Here is a 23,958-nt window from a genome sequence, read left to right on the forward strand (position 1 = left end):
TCCAAAAGCATGTTTACTACAAGCCCACCTGTAAACCCACATTAAATACACGCTGGTTTAAGTAAGCATCACCAACGGTATTGGTGGCTACTTCAGGATCCTGCTGGTACAGTTTAAAATTCGTCCACGTTAAAAGATTATAACCGCTGAAATAAAACCTCGCATTATTAATTTTCAAAGGCAGCCATTTTTTGGGAAACTGGTAACCAACATCCACAGATTTCATGCGCACATACATGGCATTTACCAGCCAGAAATCTGAAGGATAAGCCGTTGGGCTGCTCTCATACGATGCACTGCTGCTCAGCCTTGGGAACTTTGCATTGACTGCATTTGCTTCCGTCCATCTTAATTCATGCACCGGCTGCCACTGGCTTTGAAAAGGTTGAATACCGATGCCCGTAACCTGGAAACTGTAATCAAACGCACCCTGGAATAATATGCTTAAATCAAAGCCCTTATAATGAAAGCCAAAGGTTATGCCTGCATTTAAACTTGGAATATTTGGTTTGCCAATTGGCCCCTGGTCGCGTTCATCAATTACGCCATCGTTATTCAGGTCTTTATATTTAAGATCGCCGGGTTTAATGGAAGAAGGATCAATATTCGGCTTGGCACTTTTGTCAATGTCTTCCTGGCTTTCATAAAAACCAATAGCGGTATAACCAAATGGCTGGCCAATAGGATGGCCCGTTCTTGCCAGCCATGGGTAAGTCTGGTTCGGCTCATCCTGATAAATGATTTTATTTTTCGCATAATTGATAACGCCTGTTATATCATACCCAACATTGCCCACCTTATCCTGGAATTTAATTAACCCTTCAAACCCGCGGTTGCGCACACTGGCAAGATTGGCCCTGGCCAAACCCACACCTATCATGGAAGGAACGGAGCCGGGAAACCACAACTGGTCATACCTGTATTCATTAAACACATCAAACTGCATGGATATTTTATCATGCAGCATATTGATGTCAAGACCAATATCTGCTTTTCTTGATTTTTCCCAGGTAACGTTGGGATTGCCAAGGCTGCCTTCATACAACCCCGAAGTAGGGTTGCTGTTTGTACCAAAATAATAGTTGGGAAACGGCTGTCTTAAATACACCTGTTGATATAAATAACGGTTATCAATCACCGCATCAGAACCTACCAAACCATAAGAGCCACGCAGCTTAAACAACTGGAAAACGGGGAAGGTATTTTTAAAGAAATCTTCCTGCGCCAGGTTCCATCCTATACTGCCGGCAGGAAATATACCATAGCGGTGGCCTGCAGCAAAACGGTCGGAACCGTTATAGGCTGCATTAAAATCAACTATATATTTTTGTTTAAGATCGTAATGAAGGCTTAATGTGGTGCCGCGCAGTTTCTGTGGCACAGCCAGTGTGCCGCCGCTTTTTGTAACATAACTTTCCTGGTTAAATAAGGCAAATGCAGAAAAATGATTTACGCCAAATGATCTGTCGTACGTTATAAAGCCCTGTATGTTTAAACGTTTGTCAAAAAGATCGTTGCCGCCGCTTAAAGCAAACGGCGCCAGCTCATACAAGCCGTTTTTATCAAGCGTATAATGGCCCGATGAATCATAATGATAAGCCGGCGGCGTAGCAGTGCGTGCCTGCGTTCTGGTGATATCATTGGTACCGGCATAAGCAACACGTATGGAAGCGCCAAGGCCTTTTGTGATAAAATCGAAGCGCTGGTTTATATCAAACAAAACATTAAAATCGGTCCTGCTGTTTCTGGAATAACCCATGGTGGCCAGCCTTGCATTAAGCGTGGGCACATTGCTGAGGTTTGGCCCGAAAGCATAAGCGTAACTTCCGTCAGGATTCAATACCGGCGCGGCATACGGGGTTATGATCTGGTAATTGTATATTTCAGACATAACACTGTTAATGATTGTAGTGGGGCTGAGTGTGGGCGCATAAAATAATGGCGAATTTATTTGCCCGAACCTGCCTGAAACATCAAGCCTGAGTTTGGTGGTTCTTGTGGCCTGTATATCTAAATTACTCCTGAAGTTATAACGGTTATAAAAATAGTTATTATGAACCCCTTGGTTGCGTGGGTCAGAAAAATTATTCAGGTTGCCATTTTGTGTAAAAGCGCCGGCAGAAATAAAATATTTTACATTATCTGTTCCTCCCGAAATATCCACGTTTGTATTGGCCTGCAGTGAACCTTTTTTAAGTATAACATCATACCAGTTTACATCGGGGTAAACATAAGGGTCATCATGCGTTTTATAATGATTTAACTGCGATTGTGTAAACTGCGGCTGCAGGCCGTCATTATTCAATGCTTCATTCACCAGCGTTGCAGATTTATAGGCATTTAAAAACCTGGGCACTTTCGTAGGCGTGTTATAACCGCTTTCCACACGCACATTCACCTGCGGTGCGCCATTTGCCCCGCGGCGTGTTTTTACAATCAGTACGCCGTTGGCGCCTTTAATACCATATACTGCAGTGGTAGAAGCGTCTTTTAAAACAGAAATACTTTCAATTTCATTTACATTTATTTGTGCAAGCTGTTCATAAGTATATTCCACATCATCCACAATAATTAATGGTTTATTACCATCGGGGTTTAATGAACTTATACCGCGTATAAAAAAGTCGGATGCATCTTTACCCGGCTGCCCGCCACGTTGCACGGAAAATACACCCGGCACCCTTCCCTGTAAAGTGTTTTGAACGGCTGCAGTAGGCACACGCCTGATGGATTCTCCCGAAATAGTGCTTACGGCGCCTGTATTGGTTACACGTTTCTTTGTTCCATAACCTACTACCACCACCTGGTCAAGCCCCTGGTCGTTTGGCTGCAAAATGATTTCCATTGGTTTTGATGCATCGTCAATTTTCACTTCCTGCGTTACATATCCAATGTTTGAAATGATCAATGTTTTTGATCTTCCTTTAAGCGTAAGCCTGAAGTTTCCGTCAGCGTTTGTGGCTGTACCATTGGCCGGCAAACCTTTTTCTACAACAGAGGCAGATGCCAGCGGCCCTTCTATATTTTTCACGCTTCCACTTACTGTTTGCGCATAAACGCCAACAGTAAAACATAAACAAACAAGTATTGGTAATATGAATGAAAAAGTTCTTTTCATCGTATAGTTTTTATAAATATTTTATATCAATATTCATCGTAATTATTATGAACAACCGTTTGCAGCATACAACTGATGGCTTGCAGTTTAACCTTACCATCCCGGGTTCTGCCGCATGTTTTCATTGCTCACCACTTCATTATAGGGTATTGGATAGAAATACATTTTCGATTCATCAAAACCGGTTGTGAGCACCGGCTGAATATTATATACAAAACCATTTGGGCTGTTGATAATATTCATGGCATGCAAAGGCGCATCATTATAAACATGGCCTGCAATTTTCCAGCGACGTATATCCCAGTAGCGCTGTTCTTCAAATGCAAATTCTTTACGTCTTTCATTGCGGATAACAGTTCGCAATGAATCTTTTGAAATACTGTGATCTAAAGTATAAGGGTTCAATCCCGCCCTTTGTCTTATTTTTTCAACTGCTGCAAACACATCGTCAGAAGGACCTGCATATTCATTCATAGCTTCTGCATACATCAATAAAATATCTGCATAGCGGAAATAGATGAGATCATGATAATGATCTTCGTAAGTAGTTGTATTTTCAAAATGACCCATGAATTTGCGCAGGTAATAACCTGTTTGTGTTTGCACTGTTGCACCGCCCGGCCTGTTAATGCCGCCTATATATGTTTGAATGGCCGTATTTAACCACTGGGCGCCATTATATAATACTGTATAACCTAAACGCGGATCCCTGTTGGCGTAAGGGTCTTCGGGGTTATAACCGGAATTGGGATCATTAATTTCAAGGCCGTTTACCATGCCATAAGCATCTACTAATTCCTGTGTTGGGCTTGTATTGCCGGAGCCCGGCGCTGTTGCATAGTTGATAGGCCCGTTCGTTGTTTCTACCGTTTTGCCTGTAGTATTTGTTTTGGCATAAATAACTTCTTTATTGCGTTGTGAAATAAATATGTCAATGAAATTTTCTTCCAGGTCATAAACGCCCTGGTTCATTATTTCTTTGGCTGCATCTGCGGCCAGTTTCCAGCGGGCCGCATCATAATTTTCATAACCATTTAATGAGTCGCCTATGTTACCACCATTGTATAAAGGGCTTGCAGCATATAATAAAACCCGCGCTTTTAAAGCCCTGGCTGCATCTTTTGTGAAACGGCCATAATTTCCATCATCAACAGGATCATCTCTTAAACTATCCGCCGCACGGTTACATTCATTTACGATATAATTCACACAGGTTGCAAAAGAGCTGCGCGGTATTTCAATATTATCTTCCAGTGTTTTTAATGAATCGCCCAATATTGGCACGCCACCATAACGCCGTACCAGTTCCCAATAAAAAAAGGCACGCATTACTCTTGCTTCTCCAAACCACGAACGTTTTTCACGTACATTCTTTAATGGCACTGCGCCAAAATTGTTCAGGAAATTCGTAGCCATCCTGATACCATGGTAACTGCCGGCCCATGCATCATCCGGGTTATTAAAAACTGTTATACCGCTTGTTGCCAGCAAGGTAATGGGTTGTGATGTGGTTTGCGATGTAACGGCATCATCAGAACCTGCATCCAGCAAATCGCGGCCAATGCGGTTACCTGTAATTTGAGGCAGAGCTGCATAAATGGAAAACAAATACTGGCTTGCATAAACGCCGTTTGAATCTTTTGCATCCCATATATAATCAGGTGTAACGGTTTCTACCGGAACACTTTCATATTTCCTGCAGGAAGTTAATGCGGCAAAACAGCCTGCTATAACAATGAATATGGCAATATTTTTTTTCATAATTCTTCTTACTTAGAACTTAACATTAAGGCCGAAATTGATGATGCGCTGGTTGGGATATACCTGCTGGTACACTTCCGGGTCAACACGGTCGAAAGCTGCGTGTGTAAACAGGTTAAGGCCATTGGCAAACACTCTTATCTGTGTCATCTTTAAACGGTTCACCAGTTTATAAGGCAGTGAGTAACCGATCTCCGCATTCTTTAAACGGAAGTAATTGCCATTGCGCATCCAATAGCTGCTCCAGAGATCGTTGTTGGCATTTGAGCCCGGCGTAAGCCTCGGAAATGAAGACGCAGTGCTGGTTTCCGGCGTCCATCTTCCAACTATATAGGTATATGCCTGCTGTGTGCCTGAACCGAATGAATAATCTGTAAGCAAATATTTCCTGTTGGCAACACCCTGCAGCAATACGTTTATATCAAAGCCTTTATAGCTGATGCTGGCTGTTACGCCATAAAACATTAAAGGTTTGGTTTCGCCGATAGCTGTTTGATCATATTGATTGATTAAACCATCTCCATTCAGGTCTTTATATTTTATATCACCGGGCTGCAGCGTATAGCCTGCGGGCGCCGCTGCTGTTTCCGCTTCCTCTTGTGTTTGAATAAGCCCTTCTGCTATGTAACCAAATTCAATTCCCACACGCTGGCCGGTGCGTTTATTCCAGGGATATGCCTGTTCAATTTCATCACCATAAATAACCTTTGATTGCTGTGATGAAATATTGCCTGAAATGGCGTAATTAAAATCCTTGATATGGTTTTGATAAGTGGCCTGCACTTCAATGCCCGAATAATTATTAATGCCGAGATTTTCATAAGGATAACCAATACCGATCATGGATGATTGCTTGCCGCGCAACTGCAACAAATCGAAATAGCGATTGTTATAATAATCGGCAGTCAATAAAAACCTGTTCTTGAAGAAAGCGGCATCAATGCCTGCATTGTATTTATCAGCTTTTTCCCATGTTACATTAGGGTTGGCCAAAGTTGTTTGCTGGGTTACGCCCTGCGATGCACGGTTTATACCGATTGGATAGGTTGGATTTACAATATTCAGCTGGTAACTTTCACGCCAGGTAAAATACCCTACATTATCATTGCCGGTGCGGCCGTAGGTTGCCCGGAGCTTAAGGTTATTTATCCAGCTAATATTGTCTTTAATGAAGTTTTCTTTGGCAAGGTTCCAGCCCAGGCCGGCTCCGTAAAACAAGCCAAACTGGTTACCGGGCGGGTAATAATCCTGGCCGCTGTAATTCACGGCAGCTTCTAAAAAGTATTTGCCATCGAAATCATATGTTCCCGCAAGTGCAATATTCTGCAATGTTTTTGGCAGGTCGTAATTAAATATACTTTCATACCTGTCGTAAAAGGCTTTTACAGTAAAGTTGTTTTTCCTGATGGAACGCGTGTAACCCACAGCGCCCTGCAAATACCAGAACTGTGCACTGTAAGTGAGGTTAAAACTATTTCCCTGGTCTGTGTAATTACCATAACGGTTATACGAAGTATCGTTGCCGCTTACAGAGAATTTAAAAGACGGAACGCCTGCACTCCTGTTGGTTGAATTGGCTGCATATACCGAAATATTGCTCTGCACTTTCGCCCACAGGCCGGGTACAAACTGGTTAAACTTGTAATTAAGCTCGAGGTTTGAAAAAATATCTCTTTCATAATCCTGTATGTAACCGGATTGTGTTAATTGTGCATACAGGTTTCTCTGGAAAGCCTGTGTGCCGCCAAAAGAGCCATCAGGATTGAAAACAGGATAAGCATTGTTAGGCGTTGAATACATCTGGCTGATAATGGCATCTGTTCCGCCGCCGGGCTGGTTTTCTTCCTGTACCCGTGCAAACAACTGCAGCTTTGCATTGAAATACTTTGTTACGTCCACATCAATATTGGAATTAACCGTGTAACGCTTAATGGTAGCATTGGTTTCATAAGCGGGGTTGCTGCCATTGAACAATGCATTATCAGATAAATAACCTAAACCAATAGTATAACGTGCTGCTGCACCGCCGCCTGTTACGTTCAGGCTGTACCGGTTCATAAGCGAACTGTTTTTTAATATAGTATTAAACCAGTTTACATCAGGATAGCCATAAGGGTCTGAATGATCACGGTAGGCATGAAAATCTGCTTCTGTATAAGACAAGGGCTTGCCTTCATTGCTTTGCGCTTCATTATATAAATAAGCATACTGGTATGCAGGCAAAGCATCGGGCAGTTTAAGCGCCTGCTGTATGCCTGTTTGCGCCGTTAAAGAAATATGCGGCTTGCCTGTTACCGGCTTTTTTGTTGTAACCAGTATAACGCCTCTTGAACTTCTTTGCCCGAGTAATATGGTGGAAAGGCCATCTTTCAGCACGCTCACAGATTCTATGTTTTCAGGATCGATCGTATAAATATCACGTTGCACGCCATCAATAATTGTAATGGGCGATTGCCCTCGCAGGCTAAGGCTTATTTCGGTATTATCGTTAGGCGCGCCGAGGCCTTTTTGATTGGGATAGAATAAACCGTCCACATCAACTGATCCAAGAGCATTATCGTTCGAACTTTTCCAGCCGCGGTTCTGCTGCGTATATAAACCCGGCAGCCTTCCTGCCAGTGCATACGCATACAGTGATGCGGGTGTTGTTGTAAGCTGGCTGTTATAAATGGTGGAAACAGATCCCAGAATCTTTTGATTATCCCTTGTTTCATATAAAACATCAGTAGTGGCCGGAGTGGCAAATGCTGCGGGCGTGAGCTTTGCAATGATTGTGGTGGAAGAATCACGTGCGGTAATGCTGCTGGTTTTGTAGTTGGGATAACTGAATTGCAGCACATCGTTTGGCTGTATTGCAATGCTGAACGCACCATCTTCAGCCGAAGTGGTTGTGGCATTTGTTTTCTTTGACTGAATGGTAACGCCTGCCATGGCACGCCCGTATTCATCAACCACATTACCCTGAACCGTGAATTGCTGGGCCATTGTTTGTGTACAATAACAGGCTATAAGAAATACCAGTAACAGAATTTTTTTCATACAACAATTTGTTTTAGCTATGATGGCTTTATGCATGTTCAGGCTTTTATCATTTGCATTTAAAAGTGTATTTAAATGGTGCATCCGTATTGCCATAACCTGTTTTAAGCGTCCCTGCCTGATCGATGAAATAATATTGCAGTTGTTTCAGTTCTACGCCATCCGGCACGTTGAAGAATTTCTTCGGCCAGAAATCGATGCGCCATTGTTTTATATCAAAAGGCGTAAGCTGTGTTTGTGCCGACGGCTGGCAAACTTCTATGCTGTCGCCCGTGGTGGTAAAAGCTTTTGCACAGAAATAAATATTGGCCTGGTTCTTTAAGGCAGAAGTATCAAGATTGCCATTGTATTTAATGGTGATAATATCATCGAGCGTGGAGCTTGACGGCTCTGCAGGCCCTATCTGCGGGTTGCAGAAATCCTGTACGTCCACGGTGAGATCATTTCCTATCACTTCCATACAGGTTCCAAACTGGCTTTGATAGTAACCGGAATTTTCGTCAGATAAACCATCTTCATCTTCGCACATGGCATACCCCGGTTTAAAGCTTAAATAATCTTCGCCGGTTTTTATGCTGATGCGTATGGTGCCGTTTACTGTGGTTTGATTGGCAGCAAACAATTTATTATCCGTCCAGAAAACAACCCATTCCATGTCATTGATATAGTTAGGGCCAATACCAAACTTATTCATCATAGCAGTTGGATAGGATAACCCGGTTGAAGGCTCTGTAATGCCATCGGGTATTACAACAAGTTTTCCATTACCTACATCACTGGTGTAAGTCATGCTGGTATTGCGTGCTGCATTCCATGATTTGGGTACGCAAATACCAACCACCTGCCTGTCGTTGCGGTCGTAGTTTATTTCAGACCATTGCAATGCTATCACCATGTGCGCAGAATCGCCGGGTGTAACCAATGCATCCTGGCTTACAATGGTAAGTGTGGAAACACAGGCGGTGATAATTAAACCTGCAAAAGCAATAAACAATAACAGGTATATCTTTCTCCTGATAGATCCTTTATTTTTTGATGTTGCCTGCATGTTTAATTAGATTTTTCAAATGTGTAGATGTAAGTATTGGAATGACATCCCGGGTTGAATGTTATGCTTAATGTACGCTGCCCTTTTGAAACCGGCGTTGCAATGCTGCCGCTGAAACTGCTGGTGCTATCGGCAGGTTTAAACGTAATGTTGTAAGGGTATTGCGGATCATCTGATGACCAGGTGCCGGCTGCATTGTTTACCAGGAAGGGAATGTTATTGCCTTCCAGTGTATAGGTATTATCGGGTGATAATGTAAGCTTGAAATCGGCAGCATCAATATATGGTGTTATATCAACTGTATTCCTGGTGACATTTTGAATATGCCAGGTTGCATTCAAATCTTTTACAGGCTCTGCCAGCAATTCCTTTTTTGTAGAGCAGGAAACGGCAGCCATGGACAGCATGATCATAACAGGAAAAAATATTTTTCTCGCAAGCATATAATTGAATTTTATCTTTTTAATATCCGGGGTTTTGTAACAGGTCTGATGATTTGGCAACTTCAGTTTGCGGAATGGGCCATAAATACATGGCCGTTCTGAAACTGTGTTTACGCACCGTTTCTTTTGAATAACTATAATTGCCGTTTGCATCTTTTTGCACGCGCATGCCATACATGGTTTGATTATCTGTCTCACCTGCAATCTTCCATCGCCTTACATCCCAAAACCTTGATTCTTCAAATGCAAGCTCCACCTGCCTTTCATGTTGTATTACCTTACGCATTTCATTTTTTGCAAGCCCCTGTTTCAACTGGTATGGATCAAGGCCCGCACGTTGCCTTATTGCTTCAACGGCATCATATACTTCCTGTGAAGGGCCTGCATATTCATTCATCGCTTCAGCATACATCAATAAAATATCAGCATACCTGATCAATGGATAGCACCGCTGTGATACGTTGAAGAAGTAGTTGGGGATTACATTATCATTACACATTTTATTTCCATAATAACCAGTGGGCGTACCTGCGCCAAAACCATCGCCGTTAGGTTCGCCATCATAAGTGTAAACAGGGCGTAGCTGGTCGTAAGCAACATAAATCATAGAGAGGTTATGTGTAACCGTAAAGTCCAAACGCGGATCCCTGTTGGCATATGGATCTGCCGGGTTATAACCTGAAGCAGGATCAGTGATGGGTAAACCGTCTTTCATTTCAAAAGCATCTACAAGATTCTGATACGGAAAAGAACCCTGTGTAGAATTTCCGCCGCGGGAAGGCGGCCGCCATAAATTTTCAAGGTCTTTATTATCGGGTTCCATTCTTGCAAAAATGTATTCGCTGTTGACGCGTTTTTGAAACAGGTTATAAAAACCATAACCCGGCTTCGTATTATTATCAACATTTAAACTATAAATACCAAGATCGATAACCGCTTTAGCCGCATCAGCCGCCAGTTTCCAGCGGTTGGCATCATATGCCGGGTAACTTATAGTTGCTTTTAAAGTGGCATCATCTGTTTCTGCGCCGCCATTAAATAAAGGGCTTGCAGCATACAGCAGCACTTTTGCTTTCAGTGCAAGTGCAGCGCCTTTTGTTACCCTTCCATAATCAAGACCGGCATAAGATGCCGGCAGCAGAGAAGCGGCAAGGTCACATTGTTCTGTTATATAATTTACGCAGGCTTCATACGTATCTCTAACTGTGTTTATTTTATCAGTTTCTGTATATACCGTATCGCCCACAATTGGCACGCCGCCATAATGTTTCAACATAAGTGCATAATACCATGCACGCAAAAAAAGTGCTTCGCCCTTCGTTCTGTTTTTTAAATGATCAGGGAATGGAATAACAGAAAGATGTTTTAAATATTGATTTACGGCCCTTATTTGTGTATAGGAATTATTCCATGCATCGGTTGCAATACTGAACGCCGTTACACCGCCGGATGCAAACTGGTTATAAGTTGTAACCGTAGCTGACAAAGGGCCTTCCGCTTCATCGCTACTCGCATCAAGCCCGGCAGCATTGCTAAATCTTGCCAGATTAAAACTGAAGTCTGCATTGGCATAAATATTCGAAAGAAAATCCATTGAACGGGCACTGTCAGAAAATACGGATTGCTCATCAAGATCAGTCGTTGCAGTCTTATCAAGGAAATTTTCTTTTGTGCAGGCTGTAATTAAACATACGCAGGCAGTAATGGCACCAAAGAATAATCGTTTCATAACATCGTTATTGTATATAGTCACTCATTTTTTTTGCAACCGCTATTAACCTTTAATTATTTATTAATTATTTTTTAATAACAGCTTAGTCGGTTCAATAGATTTAGAAATTGACTTTTCATAAAGCAGGTAACTGTAAAAAATGAGTAACTTCTCTTTAAACTTACAGGCAATTTTTTTCGGCCAGTTACATAGTTAAAATTTGCTACCGGTCTGACGCTTTTGAAGCGTCTGACCGCGTTGCAGAAACGGAATACGGTTTATCTGCATCATCAATGCCGCGTTTGGTATTCGGCGTATCACTCATTTCAAAATGCAATGTGCCGCCATTGATAATATCATTATAAGTAATCCAGTTATGGTTATAGTTTACACCATTCAGTTTGGCTGATTGTATATACACATTTTTGTCACTGTTATTATTCGCTTCAATAATAAACTGCTTACCATTTTCCAACGTGATCGTAACCTTATTAAACACCGGGCTGCCTATAACATATTGATCCGTGCCGGGGCAAACACCATACAAACCCAAAGCGCTCAGCACATACCAGGAAGAAGTTTCGCCCTGGTCTTCATCGCCCGGAAATCCATTGGGTCCGGCATTATAAATTTTCGCTATTATTTCCCGCAACTGCTTTTGCGCTTTCCATGGCTGCCCGCTGTAATTATATAAATAGGCGGCATGCTGCACCGGCTCATTGCCATGCGCATACTGGCCCATATCCTGCAATACCATTTCTTTCATCTCATGTATTTCATGACCATAAGAACCATACTTTACAACATTCGGTGCCGTGAATAAGCTATCCAGTTTTGCATTGAATTTTTGTTCACCACCCACTAATTTTATCAAACCATTTATATCGTGAAATACTGACCAGGTCCATTGCCAGGGATTGCCTTCTGTAAAAGGATCGCCCCATTCAGCAGGATCAAAATCTTTGGGCACCCACTCTCCTGTTTTTGTCCTGCCGCGTACAAAGCCAACCGTTGTATCAAAAATATTTTTATAGTTAAACATTTGCCTGGCAAACACATTTTCATAAAATGTATTGCCTGTAAGTTTTGCCAGTTGATAGGCACACCAGTCATCGTATGCGTATTCCAATGTTTTGGCGCCGCTTTCACTAACCACCTGATAAGGAATATAACCTATGCTGAACCAATATTCATGGCCTTCCCTTCCATTGGAACCGCCCCAGGGCCCTTTGTTGGTGGCTTCGTGAAAATATGCTTCGAGGGCTTTTGCAGGATCAAATGTTCTTATGCCTTTTACCCATGCATCAGTTAATAAGGATATAGCATGATTGCCCACCATTACACCACTCATGCCGGGGTTTGACCATGTTGGGAAAAAACCATATTGCTGCTGTGCATCCAGTAACGATTGCATATACCTGCCTTCCATGGTTGGATGAAGTATATTGCTTAACGGGAATTGTGCGCGGAATGTATCCCAGAAACCATTATCGGTAAACATATAACCGTCATGAATTTTGGCATCATAGGGGCTAAAATAGTAAGGGCTGCCATCTTCTTTTATTTCATAAAACTTATGGCTGAATAAGCTTGCCCTGAATAAGCATGAATAAAAAGTTGCCTTTTCTTCTTCTGTTCCACCTTCCACTTTTACACGGCCTAATAAATCATTCCATATTTCATCGGCGGCAGCTTTAACCTCTTCAAATTTTTTATAATCGCCAAGCTCCTGTTTTAAAGTGAGCGCAGCCTGCTCGGGGCCTATGTATGATGAAGCAATTTTTACGTTCACTTTCGCGCCTTTTTTAAATTGTATGTAAGCGCCACGCTTTTGGCCTGAATCAAACAAACTGTTTGTAGTTATGCTGCCGTCTTCCTGCTTCCAGGTGCCGTAAGCAACAAAAGGCTGGTCGAACTGCATAACAAAAAAGTTTTTAAACTCTTTGGGGATGAATGTGCCGTTGGTAACATAACCAATAATCTTCTTCTCCTCCGGTAGTATTTGTATGGAGCTGAATTTGGTATAACCATCAAATACCATAAAAGCATCGTTTTTTGGAAAAGAAAAACGCATGAAAGCGCCGCGTTCCGTAGGGCTTATTTCGGTAGTAATGCCGTTATCAAATTTTACTTTGTAATAAGATGGTTTAGCAATTTCATTTTCATGTTTAAAAGACGAAGCGCGTTCCTTTTCCTTCACCTTTAGCTTTCCTGTAACGGGCATTAAAGTAAACACACCATAATCGCCCATCCACGGGCTGCATTGATGCACTTCCTGGAAGCCTCTTATGGTTGTTGCGTTGTAAGTATATTTCCAGCCATCACCGTTCTTGCCGGTTTGCGGCGACCATGAATGCATCGGAAATGGTAAGGCAATAGTTGGATAAACATTGCCATAAGATAAATCCCAGCTTGAGTTAGTGCCCTGCAATGTATTTACATATTCAACCAACGGTTTTTGTGCATACGTACTGCCGGCAACAAAAAGGAATACAGCAATGAATTTAATTCGTAAGGATGCAATCATGATATAGAAGGAAGGTAGTGTTTACAAAATGAACCTATTGCAAACACAAATTTGTTTTTAAAAATTTCAGCGCTTTGCTGATATGCTTTTCAACCGTGCTTACAGAAATATTCAACTGGCCCGAAATATCTTTATAAGAAAGATCTTCGCTGCGGCTTAATAAAAAAGCCTGCCTGCATTTTTCAGGCAATAAATTGATGGAACGGTTTATATGATAAGCCAGTTCTTTTGTTTCACAAATAGGATAGGTTGTATGGCCGGAACAGGCATATACATAGCGTATATGTTTGGTATAAGTATCTCTTACCACCTGCGACCGGAACTCATTCATAACCTTGAACTTTAAGGCCTGTGCGAAATAGGCGCGCAATGAAACGGTCAGTTCAAATTCATGGCGCCTGTTATAAAAACTGATAAAGATTTCCTGCACTATATCCTCCGCTTTTTGTTTTGACTGCAGGTGCTTCAACGCCATTTGCATTAAAAAATTCCAGTAACGGTTATATATTTCTTCAAACGCTTTTTTATTATCTTCTTTTATAAGATCAAGCAGTTGCCTGTCTGAAAGTTGCTGGCAGCAGTTATGCGTCATAGTCATGGCAATCAATTTTTAAAACGGCATGTTACCGTTCTCTCACAAGTGGTAAATAATAACAATGGCAAAAAGAAAAATTTATAACTGGGGAATGAAGAATTTTTGTTTCATGTTTGGATTGATTTGTCTCAAAGTTGTTAAGCTTAATAACTGTGGCCATTTCGCAATAACAGATTTAAATCTTTCTGAAAAAGATATTTAAGATTTAAAAATGATAGCATTTTTACTACCTTTGATTTGTTGTACCGATATTTTTGTGAATAATATCAAGGCCCAAAACCCAATGAAAAGTTCAGAATTTCACAGATTAATTAAAAAGAACGGATGGAAGTATATTAAGGCTGAAGGCAGCCATTATATTTATGAAAAAGAAGGACAAATGTATCCTGTTCCATTTCATGGAGCAAAAGAATTGGGAAAAGGGCTTGAAAATAAAATAAGAAAAGAGATGAAGCTTAAATAAGGCTTAGCAGCACTTTTAAATTTGGATATTAAATAGAAGACAATGAGCGGCAAACAAAAAACAAGTAAAACAAAAAAAATAAAAATCATTATTGAACGCAGTAATAACGCATTTAGTGCTTATGCAGAAAATGCACCAGGCGTGTATGGCATGGGCGATACCGTAGAAGAGGCCAAACAGTCTGCTATAGAAGGAATACGACTATTAAAAAAATATAATAAATCTGAAAATATACCCGCTATTTTAATGGATGATAATGAAGTGGTTTTCAAATTTGATACAGAAAGCTTTTTAAATTTCTATAAAAAAATCTTCACAAACGCAGCATTGGAACGCATGACAGGCATCAATCAGAAACAGCTTCAGCATTATGCCTCAGGATTAAAAAAACCCCGCCCCTCTCAGGTAAAGAAAATTGAATCTGCTATTCATAATCTTGGAAAAGAATTATTGGCAGTAGAATTATAATTGTTACTGCCAATATATGAATGTGGATTAAGATTATCCTTTATCATATTGCGGTTATTCAAAGCTGGAGTGACATTGATTTAATTCACTTTCATTGGATATTTGCCGTATGAGGAAATGCTTTGCATTTATTGTATTGTTATTTTTCCTGGCTGATGCCCGCACTCAGCCCTATTATTTTACGCATTACCAGGTGGAAGATGGCCTTTCCAACAACGCAGTACTTTGTGTGATGCAGGACCATCTTGGCTTTATGTGGTTTGGCACGAGAGATGGCCTCAACCGGTTTGACGGGCTTTCCTATAAAATCTTTCGCAATAATCCTTCAGATAAAAAGAGTATTGGCAGCAATGCGATCATGAGTTTATCAGAAACGGCAAATAAAAAAATCTGGGTAGGAACGGAAAAAGGATTATTTGTTTTTGATGAACTTACTGAAAGCTTTACAAAATTTGAACCCGCGGGCAATGGCTCGGTGCAATCTGTAAAGGTTGTTGGCGACGATGTATATTATATAACACTCTATGCGCTGTACCGGCACAATACAAAAACAAATGTTACCAATGCATTTAGTATAAATAAAGAAGTAACAGCTTACAATATTTTAAAGGATGGCAGTTTATGGGTAACCACCTCATCGGGCACTATTGCAAAATACAATACAGCAAACAACAGCTTTGATGAAAAATATGACCTCTTCAGTCATTCCGGTTATGTTGTTTCAAAATGGATACAGTCGCTGTATGATGCAGGCAACGGCACTTTATTAATCGGAACATCTAACCAGGGTTTGAAATTATTCGATATAAAAACATCAACCTATAAAGACCTGCTTACTTCAAATACGGATAAAACAGATATTATCGTCCGTGATATTATCGCCATTAATAAAGATGAATACTGGATTGCAACGCAGTCGGGTATTTATATTTTTAACATCAGCAACGGCAATTATTATAACCTGCAAAAGCAGATTGAAGACCCTTATTCCTTATCGGACAATATTGTGCAAACGCTTTGCCTGGATAAACAGGGCGGCATTTGGGCGGGTACTTATTTTGGCGGCGTAAATTATTACCCGAAGCAGGATATCATTTTTAAAAAATATTTTCCCAAGGTAAACGAGAACTCCATAAGCGGTAATGCCGTGAGCGAAATTTATGAAGATGATCATGGTATGTTGTGGGTAGGAACAGAAGATGCCGGGTTAAATAAATTCAATGCGGCAACAGGCAACTTTATCAATTACAATCCGGCGAAAGACAGGCAGACTGTTTCTTATTCCAACATTCACAGCCTGCTTGCCTATAATGATACGGTTTGGGCAGGCACTTATTTACATGGACTTGACCTGCTGAATAGTGACGGTAAAAGACTGCATAATTTCAACACGCTTAATGCCGACATTGGCAGCAATTTTATAGGCGCTTTACTTAAAACCAAAACCGGTGAAATAATTGCGGCCACTGATAAAGGCGCATTTAAATACCTGCCATCTACAAATAATTTTGAACGCATTACTGCATTACCCAAAGCATTTTTTCGTGCGCTGGGCGAAGATAATAATGGCAATATATGGGGTGGCACTTATGGTGATGGCATTTACATTTACAATCCTTCCACCAATAAAGCAGAACATTATTTCTTTTCCATTAATCATAACCAGGTTATTGCCTGCAATATTGTAAACTATATTTATTACGATAGCAAAAACACTGTGTGGTTTGCTACGGAAGGCGGGCTTTGCGCTTATAAACCGGAAAAAAAAGAGCTGCATATTTATACTTCCAGGGATGGATTGCCAGCAGATGTGGTGTATGCTATTCTTGAAGACAATCATCATAATTTATGGGTAAGCACATCAAAAGGCCTGGTGAGATTCACGCCTTCAACAAAGGAGGTAAAAATATTTAATAAATCGCATGGTTTGTTAACAGACCAGTTTAACTACCGCTCGGCTTGCAAAGATGAGAAAGGCAATATGTATTTCGGCAGCGTTAAAGGTATGATCAGCTTTAACCCTGATTCTATTACCAGCAACGATTTTATTCCGCCGGTGTATATTACAGGCTTCCAGGTGTATAACAAAGAGCTGTGCATAGATTCAACAAAGTCACCGCTTAAACAATCCATCACGTTTACAAAAAAGATTGTGCTGGCGCATAACCAGTCATCATTCAGCATTGATTTTGCTGCGCTTAATTACAACGCACCTTCCACTATTGGTTATGCTTATAAAATGGAAGGGCTTGACAAAAGCTGGACTTATCTTACCACCAATCGAAAAGCATATTTTACAGAATTAACGCCGGGCAATTATACTTTTCTTGTAAGAGTGCTGGATGCAAAAAATACGGCCGATAATTACGCAAAGCTCGATATTGAAATATTGCCGCCGTTCTGGCGAACCTGGCAGGCTTATATGTTATATGCTGTATTGATTTTACTCATAATATTTTTTACAATTAAATTTTTTATTGACCGGTCAAGGGCAAGGCAACAGCGCAGGCTTGAAAAACTGGCATATGAAAAAGAAAAAGAAAATTATGAAGACAAGATAAATTTTTTTACCAATGTGGCGCATGAAATTAAAACGCCGCTTACATTGATAAAAGGGCCCATGGAAAACATCATGGACCAGATTGATGAAGTACCGTCGATTAAAACCAGTGTGGAACTGATGAGCCGCAATACAGACCGGCTGATGCATCTTGCCAACCAGTTACTCGATTTCAGGAAGATTGAAATGAACGGCTTTCATCTCAGTTTTATTAAGACCAACGTTTCCCGCCTTTTGTATGATAATTATATTCGTTTTAAACCGGTAGCTGACCAAAAAAATATCAGGCTCGATGTAAAATCGGTTGAAAATTTATCTGCCTATGCAGATGAAGAAGCATTGAACAAAATATTCAGTAATCTTATTGACAATGCCGTTAAGTATGCAGAAAAATTTGTTTCCATCAGCCTGCATTATACGGATGATAAAAAAGAAAGATACCAGTTAGTATGCTCGAACGACGGCTTTATTATTCCTGAAGAGAATAAGGAAGTAATATTCGATAGTTTTTATCGCCTCAAGGAAACTTCCAATCATGCCGGCACGGGCATTGGGTTAACGCTGAGCCGTTCACTGGCAGAAATGCACAATGGCACGCTGGTATTGGATAAGTGCATCAAAGATTTGAATGTATTTGTGCTTACATTGCCGGTTCATCCTATCAGTAATATTCATAACAGCGATTGACTATGAAGCCGGTAATTTTATTAGTGGAAGACAATGCGGAGATACTTGACTTTATTGAAAGCAACCTGCAGGATTTGTATGCCGTTAAAAAAACGGTAAACGGTAAAGCAGCCCTGGATGTTTTAAAGAATGAAATAATTGACCTTATTGTAAGCGATGTGATGATGCCTGTGATGGATGGCTTCGAATTATGCAGCATCGTTAAATCAGACGTTGAATTAAGCCATTTGCCGGTGGTGCTGTTAACCGCTAAAAATACGATGCAGGCAAAGATTGAAGGCCTTGAACTGGGCGCAGATGTTTACATAGAAAAACCGTTTTCACCCAAATATTTAAAAACACAAATAGGCAGTTTACTGGCCAACCGCAATAAGATAAAACAGTTCTTTGCCAATTCACCACTGGTTGCACTAAAAACCATTGCCCACACAAAATCAGATGAACGCTTTTTAGATAAAGTAAACGAGGTTATCGTTGAACATTTGCAGGATACCGGCCTGGATGTTGACCGGCTTGCAAAGTTCATGAACATGAGCCGGCCAACTTTTTACCGTAAAATAAATTCCATTTCCGACCTCACACCCAACGACCTTATTAACCTTACCCGTTTAAAGAAAGCGGCTGAATTAATGGCGGAAGGCAACAACATAAATGAAGTATCTGAAATCGTTGGTTACAGTTCGCCGAAAATTTTCAGTAAGAATTTTGAAAAACAATTTGGTATAATGCCTTCTGAATACATGCACCATCGCTTGAAGGAAAAAAGCGATTGATCAGTAAATATTTATGCTTTTGTCTTTCGGGTATTTTACAGTATAAGAAAACCTGAAGGTTTTTGATTCATTAGGTTCAAGTTTTAATTGCCACATCAGCGAACCATTATCTTTATCAGCAACAGCGCCGGAAGTTTCATTTAATTCCACCTCAATGTCTTTATTGGTGCTCAAAGGATACTGGTCCTTTACAACAATATTTACCGCTTCCTTTTTATTATTCTTTACCACAATTTCATAAGTAAATTTCTGAAGTTTGTTGCTGCCAAAAAACTTCACGCTGCTGAAGTCTTCAAGCTTTTTACGGTTTATAACCACCCGCCTATCATTGCCCAGGGTTATATTAAGAGAATCTGAAGTCTTCCCCGGGTTAATATAGGTTTTGCCTACATAAGTGCCTTCCATTATTATATTGGCTTCGCCCGGCAGGAGGTTTAACCGTTCCCAGTTTTGCAGTTTTGCTATGAGGTAAACATCATTATCCATTTTCGGAATAGCAACATGTTCGTATGCAGTACCGGCATCAATAATTTGTAAAGTGGCCGTTTGTTCTTTACCATTGGTTGGCACATCAAAAGGAATATCTATATCGAAATTTACATTCAGCGTTTTGTCGGTAACGGCTATATAATCCTGCAGTCCTTCCTTTAATTGAACAACAGCAGCGCCGCCTTCTGCAACACTGCCGTATATATCTTTTGCTGCTACAGGTTTTAAATGATCAATGCTTTTAATGCTGTTGGGATTTATTTGCTGAAATGCTTCTTCACTTACAACACTGCCATTAACAACATACACAGGTTTTGGCGCTGCAGCACTGCCAGTAATTGCATCCTTCTTTGCCGTGCCGTAACCAACAACGACTACTTCATTCAAATTTGTGGCGCCACGCATTTGTATGCCTGCGATTTTGCCTGCCAATGAACCATTAAGCTCATTTCGGAAGTAAGAATTAATATAACCCAGGAACCACGCTTGCAGCTCCGGCGCATTTCTTTTTTGCGATGGTGTAGCGGTTGACAAAGAAAGCTTTACCTGTTTCCAGTCGATACCGGTTGTTTGAACAATTTTCGCTTTATAAAAGATCTTTAACGGGAGTTGAATATTGTCTGCACGCATATCGTAAAACGGCTGCCAGTAAGCATTCCGGGCAATATAGGAGATAATAAAATCCGCTTTCAAAGGCATAGCGGCATTCAGTTCAAGCGTTAACCTGCCTGCCGTGCTTATATTCTTTTTATCTTCTTCATTTATCTGTTCTTTTATTTTATCAGCAAGAGTAACCGCTTTATTTTTCTTTTCCATTAATTGGGCGATCGTGTTTTGCAATTCGGTTGACTTTGAATCATAATAGTCCATCAACTTTTCCAGTTCTGATACGCTTAAACCATTTTGTTCACCTTTTATATCCCGGTTCATTTTTAAAACATCAAGTAATTCTCTTGAATTGGTGATGGAAAGCTGAAGCTTGTCAATATTATTTTGCACCTGCTGCAATGAATCATCAAGCTGTTGCCTGCGCTGCGTCTTGGTTGTGCTTACCAGGTAATTCTTTGAAAATTCAAAGCCAAGAATGGTAACGGAAGACGGCGCTTTTATCTGGATACTGTTACTGTCAACTGCATTGCTAATATTATTAATTATAAGCTGGTTGTTTCCTGCTTTTAATATTGCAGAAACATTGTGCGTCATTTCTGCACCAGACCTGTAAACAGTAACCGATGTAAGGTTTGCCTGCACTTCATTTTTTTCGTCTGCTGCATAAATGTCAAAAAAGTTGATAAGCAGTAAAAGAGTGATTATATTTTTTTTCATACAATTGTTTAACAACAGATGCAGAAAAAAACTTTTTTACATAATCTGTAAATCTTTTTTAAAACCGGCAAAGCCGTTTAATAAAACAGTATATCGATCCGGTTTTAATTCATAAGCAATTACTGTTAAACAATTTTTCACCAGGAATCCTGAAATAAATTTTATGAATAGCGGGAAATTATTTTTAAGGTTACTTATACCTGTTAAGTGTAAATGAGATAGAGTGGTTTGGCAGCGATTTATTAATCCCAATAATTATTAGAATTGTTACACATATCAACCATGCATTTTTTGTCTCATACAAAAGCAGTCGTAAAATTCAAAGGGGGCATTCCTGCCCCTTTTTTAAACTAAAGCTTCTGTGAAAAGAACAACCATCGTTTCTTTATTTTTTTCCATTGCTTTAGCCGCGTGTCAACCGCTCACTGCCCAAACAAATTATTTTGTGGATGGCTATCATGGCGGCATTTACGGCCATTATCCTCTATGGGTAACAAAGTTTATTGCAGATAGTTTAAGCATTCATAAAAACTGGAAAGTAAACCTGGAAATAGAACCTGAAAGCTGGGATACAATTGCATTGAAAGACCCTGCAGGCTATGCAGCTATAAAAAAACTCATCAACGATTCATCTTACAATGCACCTGTTGAATATGTAAATCCATCTTATGGCCAGGGGTATTTATACAATATTTCTGAAGAAAGTATTATCAGGCAATTTCAGTATGGCATGCAAAAGTTAAAGCAACATTTTCCGGCTATTCAATTCACAACCTATTCATCGGAAGAGCCATGTTTTACAAGTGCATTGCCCGGCATATTAAAATCATTAGGGTTTAAATATGCTTCGCTTAAGAATCCTAACACCTGCTGGGGCGGTTATGTGAGGGCTTATGGCGGCGAATCATTAAACTGGATCGGGCCTGACGGAACAAGTATATTAACCGTTCCGCGTTATGCCTCGGAGGATTTGCAAAGAAGGTCAACCTGGCAAACAACAGCCTGGAACAATTCAGACACTTACATTAATGCTGCATTCAAACAGGGCATACAATATCCCGTTGGCATGTGCCTGCAGGATGCCGGCTGGAAAAATGGCCCCTGGCTTGACGGCTATAAATCTTCCGCTACACAATACACCACGTGGCGCAATTATTTCAAACTGATAGAAAACAAAAAAGATATTGAAAACTGGCGCCTTTCGCAGGAAGATATACAGGTAAGCCTCGTTTGGGGCGCGCAGGTTTTACAACGCATTGCACAGGAAGTTCGTGCGGCTGAAAATAAAATAACAATGGCTGAAAAAACAGCCGCGATGGCAAAACTATATGCAGGCCTTCCCTATCCTCAAACGCAATTTGATGAAGCCTGGAGAACATTACTATTGGCGCAGCATCATGATTGCTGGATTGTGCCTTATAACATGCACAATGGAAAAACATGGGCTGATCATGTGAAGCTCTGGACGGGCTTCACCGATTCAATAAGCAACAATATTATTCAGCAATCATTAAAAGCATTAGCGCCAAAGGCAGCAGGTAATAACACGCAACATCTTATTGCAATCAATACAACAGCTATTAACAGGAACGAGGTGATTACTGTAAACCTTGATGATAATTCACCGGCAAAAGGAATATCGCAAAATGGCAAAGTGATCCCATCGCAACTTATTTACAATAAAGATTCATCAAAAACTTTACTGTTCGAGGCCGGCATACCGGCTTTTGGTTATCATAATTATACTTTAATAAATAACCCAAAACAGGCTGCTTCAGCCGGCACTTTTATTACAAACGACAACAAAGGAAATTTTGTAATGGAATCCGATTTGTATAAACTGGTAATTGATGCAAAGCATGGCAACATCAAACAACTCATTGCAAAAAATCTTGACAATAAAAATTTTGTTGCAGAAGATGCAAACGATTTTAATGTTTTGCGCGGGCATTTCTATAATAATGGCGGTTATGCAAAAAGCAGCGATAAGCCTGTAAAGGTTACTGTTGCTGAAAACGGGCCTTTACAAATAAAACTGCAGGTTACCGGAACCATAAGCGGAAATGATTTTGTTCAGACTATTACTTTAATACAGGGTCAAAAACGCATTGATGTGCGCCTGTATATTGATTATAAAAAAGGTATTGGTATTGGTGAAGATTACAGGCAGTCTGGCGGCTATTATGCTGCCGACCGCCACAAAGCTTTTTATAATGATAGCAGTAAATTGCTCGCTGCATTCCCATTAAGTTTAAAAAATCAAAAACTATATAAAGATGCGCCGCTTGATGTAACGGAAAGTAAATTATCCAACACTTTTTACAATCGCTGGGACAGTATTAAAAACAATGTTGTTTTTAACTGGGTTGATGTAACCGATGGTGATGGCAATTATGGTATGGCCTTGCTCTCCGACCATGTAACCAGTTATTCGCATGGTGAAAATTTTCCATTGGCTTTAACCATTCAATATGCCGGTGTTGGTTTATGGGACAGGCATTACAGCGTTGACGGGCCCACGGATATTCATTATGCACTCGTGCCACACAAAGGCAAATGGAATGAAGCCGGTTTAAACAATGAAACAATTAAATGGAACCAGCCGGTTATTACAGTTGCAGCTGATGCCGGTAAAGCGGTAAATAATTTTATTGAAGGCATGGATGATGGCCTGGCTATTACAGCCATGTATTATAAAGGCGATGATCTGTATGTAAGATTGGTGAACAATTCTTCGGATCAAACAAAACACCATATCAGGCTGAATTGTTATGCAGATGAGTTGCAGTTTGTGGAACTGAATGATGCCACCACTTCATCTGTTCAATTTAACGGAAAACAAAAAGTTTATTTTGATTGTAACATTCCGCTATTTGGTTTTAAAACGGTTAAGCTGGTAAATGCAAGGTATCAGTAAGGTAAGCCCGGGATAAGATTAACCAGGGTCATC

The 23,958-nt window shown here is 40.4% G+C and carries 14 protein-coding genes; 5 read left to right on the plus strand and 9 right to left on the minus strand.

The features are described 5' to 3' along the window. Window positions 1–16 precede the first annotated feature (16 nt). From ACTHN6_RS05425 to ACTHN6_RS05460, 8 genes are all read right to left on the minus strand, one after another. Window positions 17–3,118, minus strand: a complete 3,102-nt coding sequence (locus ACTHN6_RS05425) for a SusC/RagA family TonB-linked outer membrane protein (protein WP_440434706.1) — start codon at window positions 3,116–3,118, stop codon at window positions 17–19. 93 nt (window positions 3,119–3,211) lie between these two features. Next, window positions 3,212–4,879: a RagB/SusD family nutrient uptake outer membrane protein gene (locus ACTHN6_RS05430; RefSeq protein ID WP_440434707.1), complete on the minus strand. Its 1,668-nt coding sequence runs from the start codon at window positions 4,877–4,879 to the stop codon at window positions 3,212–3,214. Window positions 4,880–4,891: 12 nt separating this feature from the next. Then, window positions 4,892–7,918, minus strand: a complete 3,027-nt coding sequence (locus tag ACTHN6_RS05435) for a SusC/RagA family TonB-linked outer membrane protein (protein WP_440434708.1) — start codon at window positions 7,916–7,918, stop codon at window positions 4,892–4,894. Window positions 7,919–7,967: 49 nt separating this feature from the next. Beyond that, window positions 7,968–8,966, minus strand: coding sequence for a DUF4961 domain-containing protein (locus ACTHN6_RS05440; RefSeq protein ID WP_440434709.1), 999 nt, complete (start codon window positions 8,964–8,966; stop codon window positions 7,968–7,970). Window positions 8,967–8,968: 2 nt separating this feature from the next. After that, window positions 8,969–9,409 (minus strand): DUF5004 domain-containing protein, encoded by a 441-nt coding sequence (locus ACTHN6_RS05445; RefSeq protein ID WP_440434710.1) that lies wholly within the window; start codon window positions 9,407–9,409, stop codon window positions 8,969–8,971. A 19-nt stretch (window positions 9,410–9,428) separates the two neighbouring features. Next, window positions 9,429–11,138, minus strand: coding sequence for a RagB/SusD family nutrient uptake outer membrane protein (locus tag ACTHN6_RS05450; protein ID WP_440434711.1), 1,710 nt, complete (start codon window positions 11,136–11,138; stop codon window positions 9,429–9,431). 205 nt (window positions 11,139–11,343) lie between these two features. Further along, complete coding sequence (locus ACTHN6_RS05455; protein WP_440434712.1) at window positions 11,344–13,647, minus strand: GH92 family glycosyl hydrolase; 2,304 nt, start codon at window positions 13,645–13,647, stop codon at window positions 11,344–11,346. Window positions 13,648–13,681: 34 nt separating this feature from the next. After that, a complete protein-coding gene (locus tag ACTHN6_RS05460; RefSeq protein ID WP_440434713.1) occupies window positions 13,682–14,245 on the minus strand; it encodes an RNA polymerase sigma factor in 564 nt (187 codons plus the stop codon). Between the two features lie 208 nt (window positions 14,246–14,453). On the opposite strand from ACTHN6_RS05460, the gene ACTHN6_RS05465 reads away from it, so the two are divergent. The 4 genes from ACTHN6_RS05465 (at window position 14,454) to ACTHN6_RS05480 (ending at window position 19,193) form a co-directional block, all read left to right on the plus strand. Next, on the plus strand, window positions 14,454–14,705 hold the full coding sequence (locus tag ACTHN6_RS05465) for a type II toxin-antitoxin system HicA family toxin (RefSeq protein WP_440434714.1): 252 nt from the start codon (window positions 14,454–14,456) through the stop codon (window positions 14,703–14,705). Between the two features lie 42 nt (window positions 14,706–14,747). Next, complete coding sequence (locus ACTHN6_RS05470; RefSeq protein WP_440434715.1) at window positions 14,748–15,173, plus strand: hypothetical protein; 426 nt, start codon at window positions 14,748–14,750, stop codon at window positions 15,171–15,173. 109 nt (window positions 15,174–15,282) lie between these two features. Continuing rightward, window positions 15,283–18,420: a ligand-binding sensor domain-containing protein gene (locus ACTHN6_RS05475; RefSeq protein WP_440434716.1), complete on the plus strand. Its 3,138-nt coding sequence runs from the start codon at window positions 15,283–15,285 to the stop codon at window positions 18,418–18,420. 2 nt (window positions 18,421–18,422) lie between these two features. Next, complete coding sequence (locus tag ACTHN6_RS05480) at window positions 18,423–19,193, plus strand: response regulator transcription factor (RefSeq protein ID WP_440434717.1); 771 nt, start codon at window positions 18,423–18,425, stop codon at window positions 19,191–19,193. Here the strand turns inward: ACTHN6_RS05480 and ACTHN6_RS05485 are convergent, their stop codons facing one another. Beyond that, entirely contained in the window at window positions 19,194–21,008 is a 1,815-nt protein-coding gene (locus tag ACTHN6_RS05485; RefSeq protein ID WP_440434718.1) for a DUF4139 domain-containing protein, read from the minus strand. Window positions 21,009–21,369: 361 nt separating this feature from the next. Between ACTHN6_RS05485 and ACTHN6_RS05490 the strand changes: the two genes are divergently transcribed. Continuing rightward, the gene (locus ACTHN6_RS05490) at window positions 21,370–23,925 is read left to right on the plus strand and encodes a glycoside hydrolase family 38 C-terminal domain-containing protein (protein WP_440434719.1); all 2,556 of its coding nucleotides are present in this window, start codon (window positions 21,370–21,372) and stop codon (window positions 23,923–23,925) included. The last annotated feature ends 33 nt before the right edge of the window (window positions 23,926–23,958 follow it).

The sequence above is a fragment of the Parafilimonas sp. genome (assembly GCF_051953455.1).
GTDB lineage: Bacteria > Bacteroidota > Bacteroidia > Chitinophagales > Chitinophagaceae > Parafilimonas.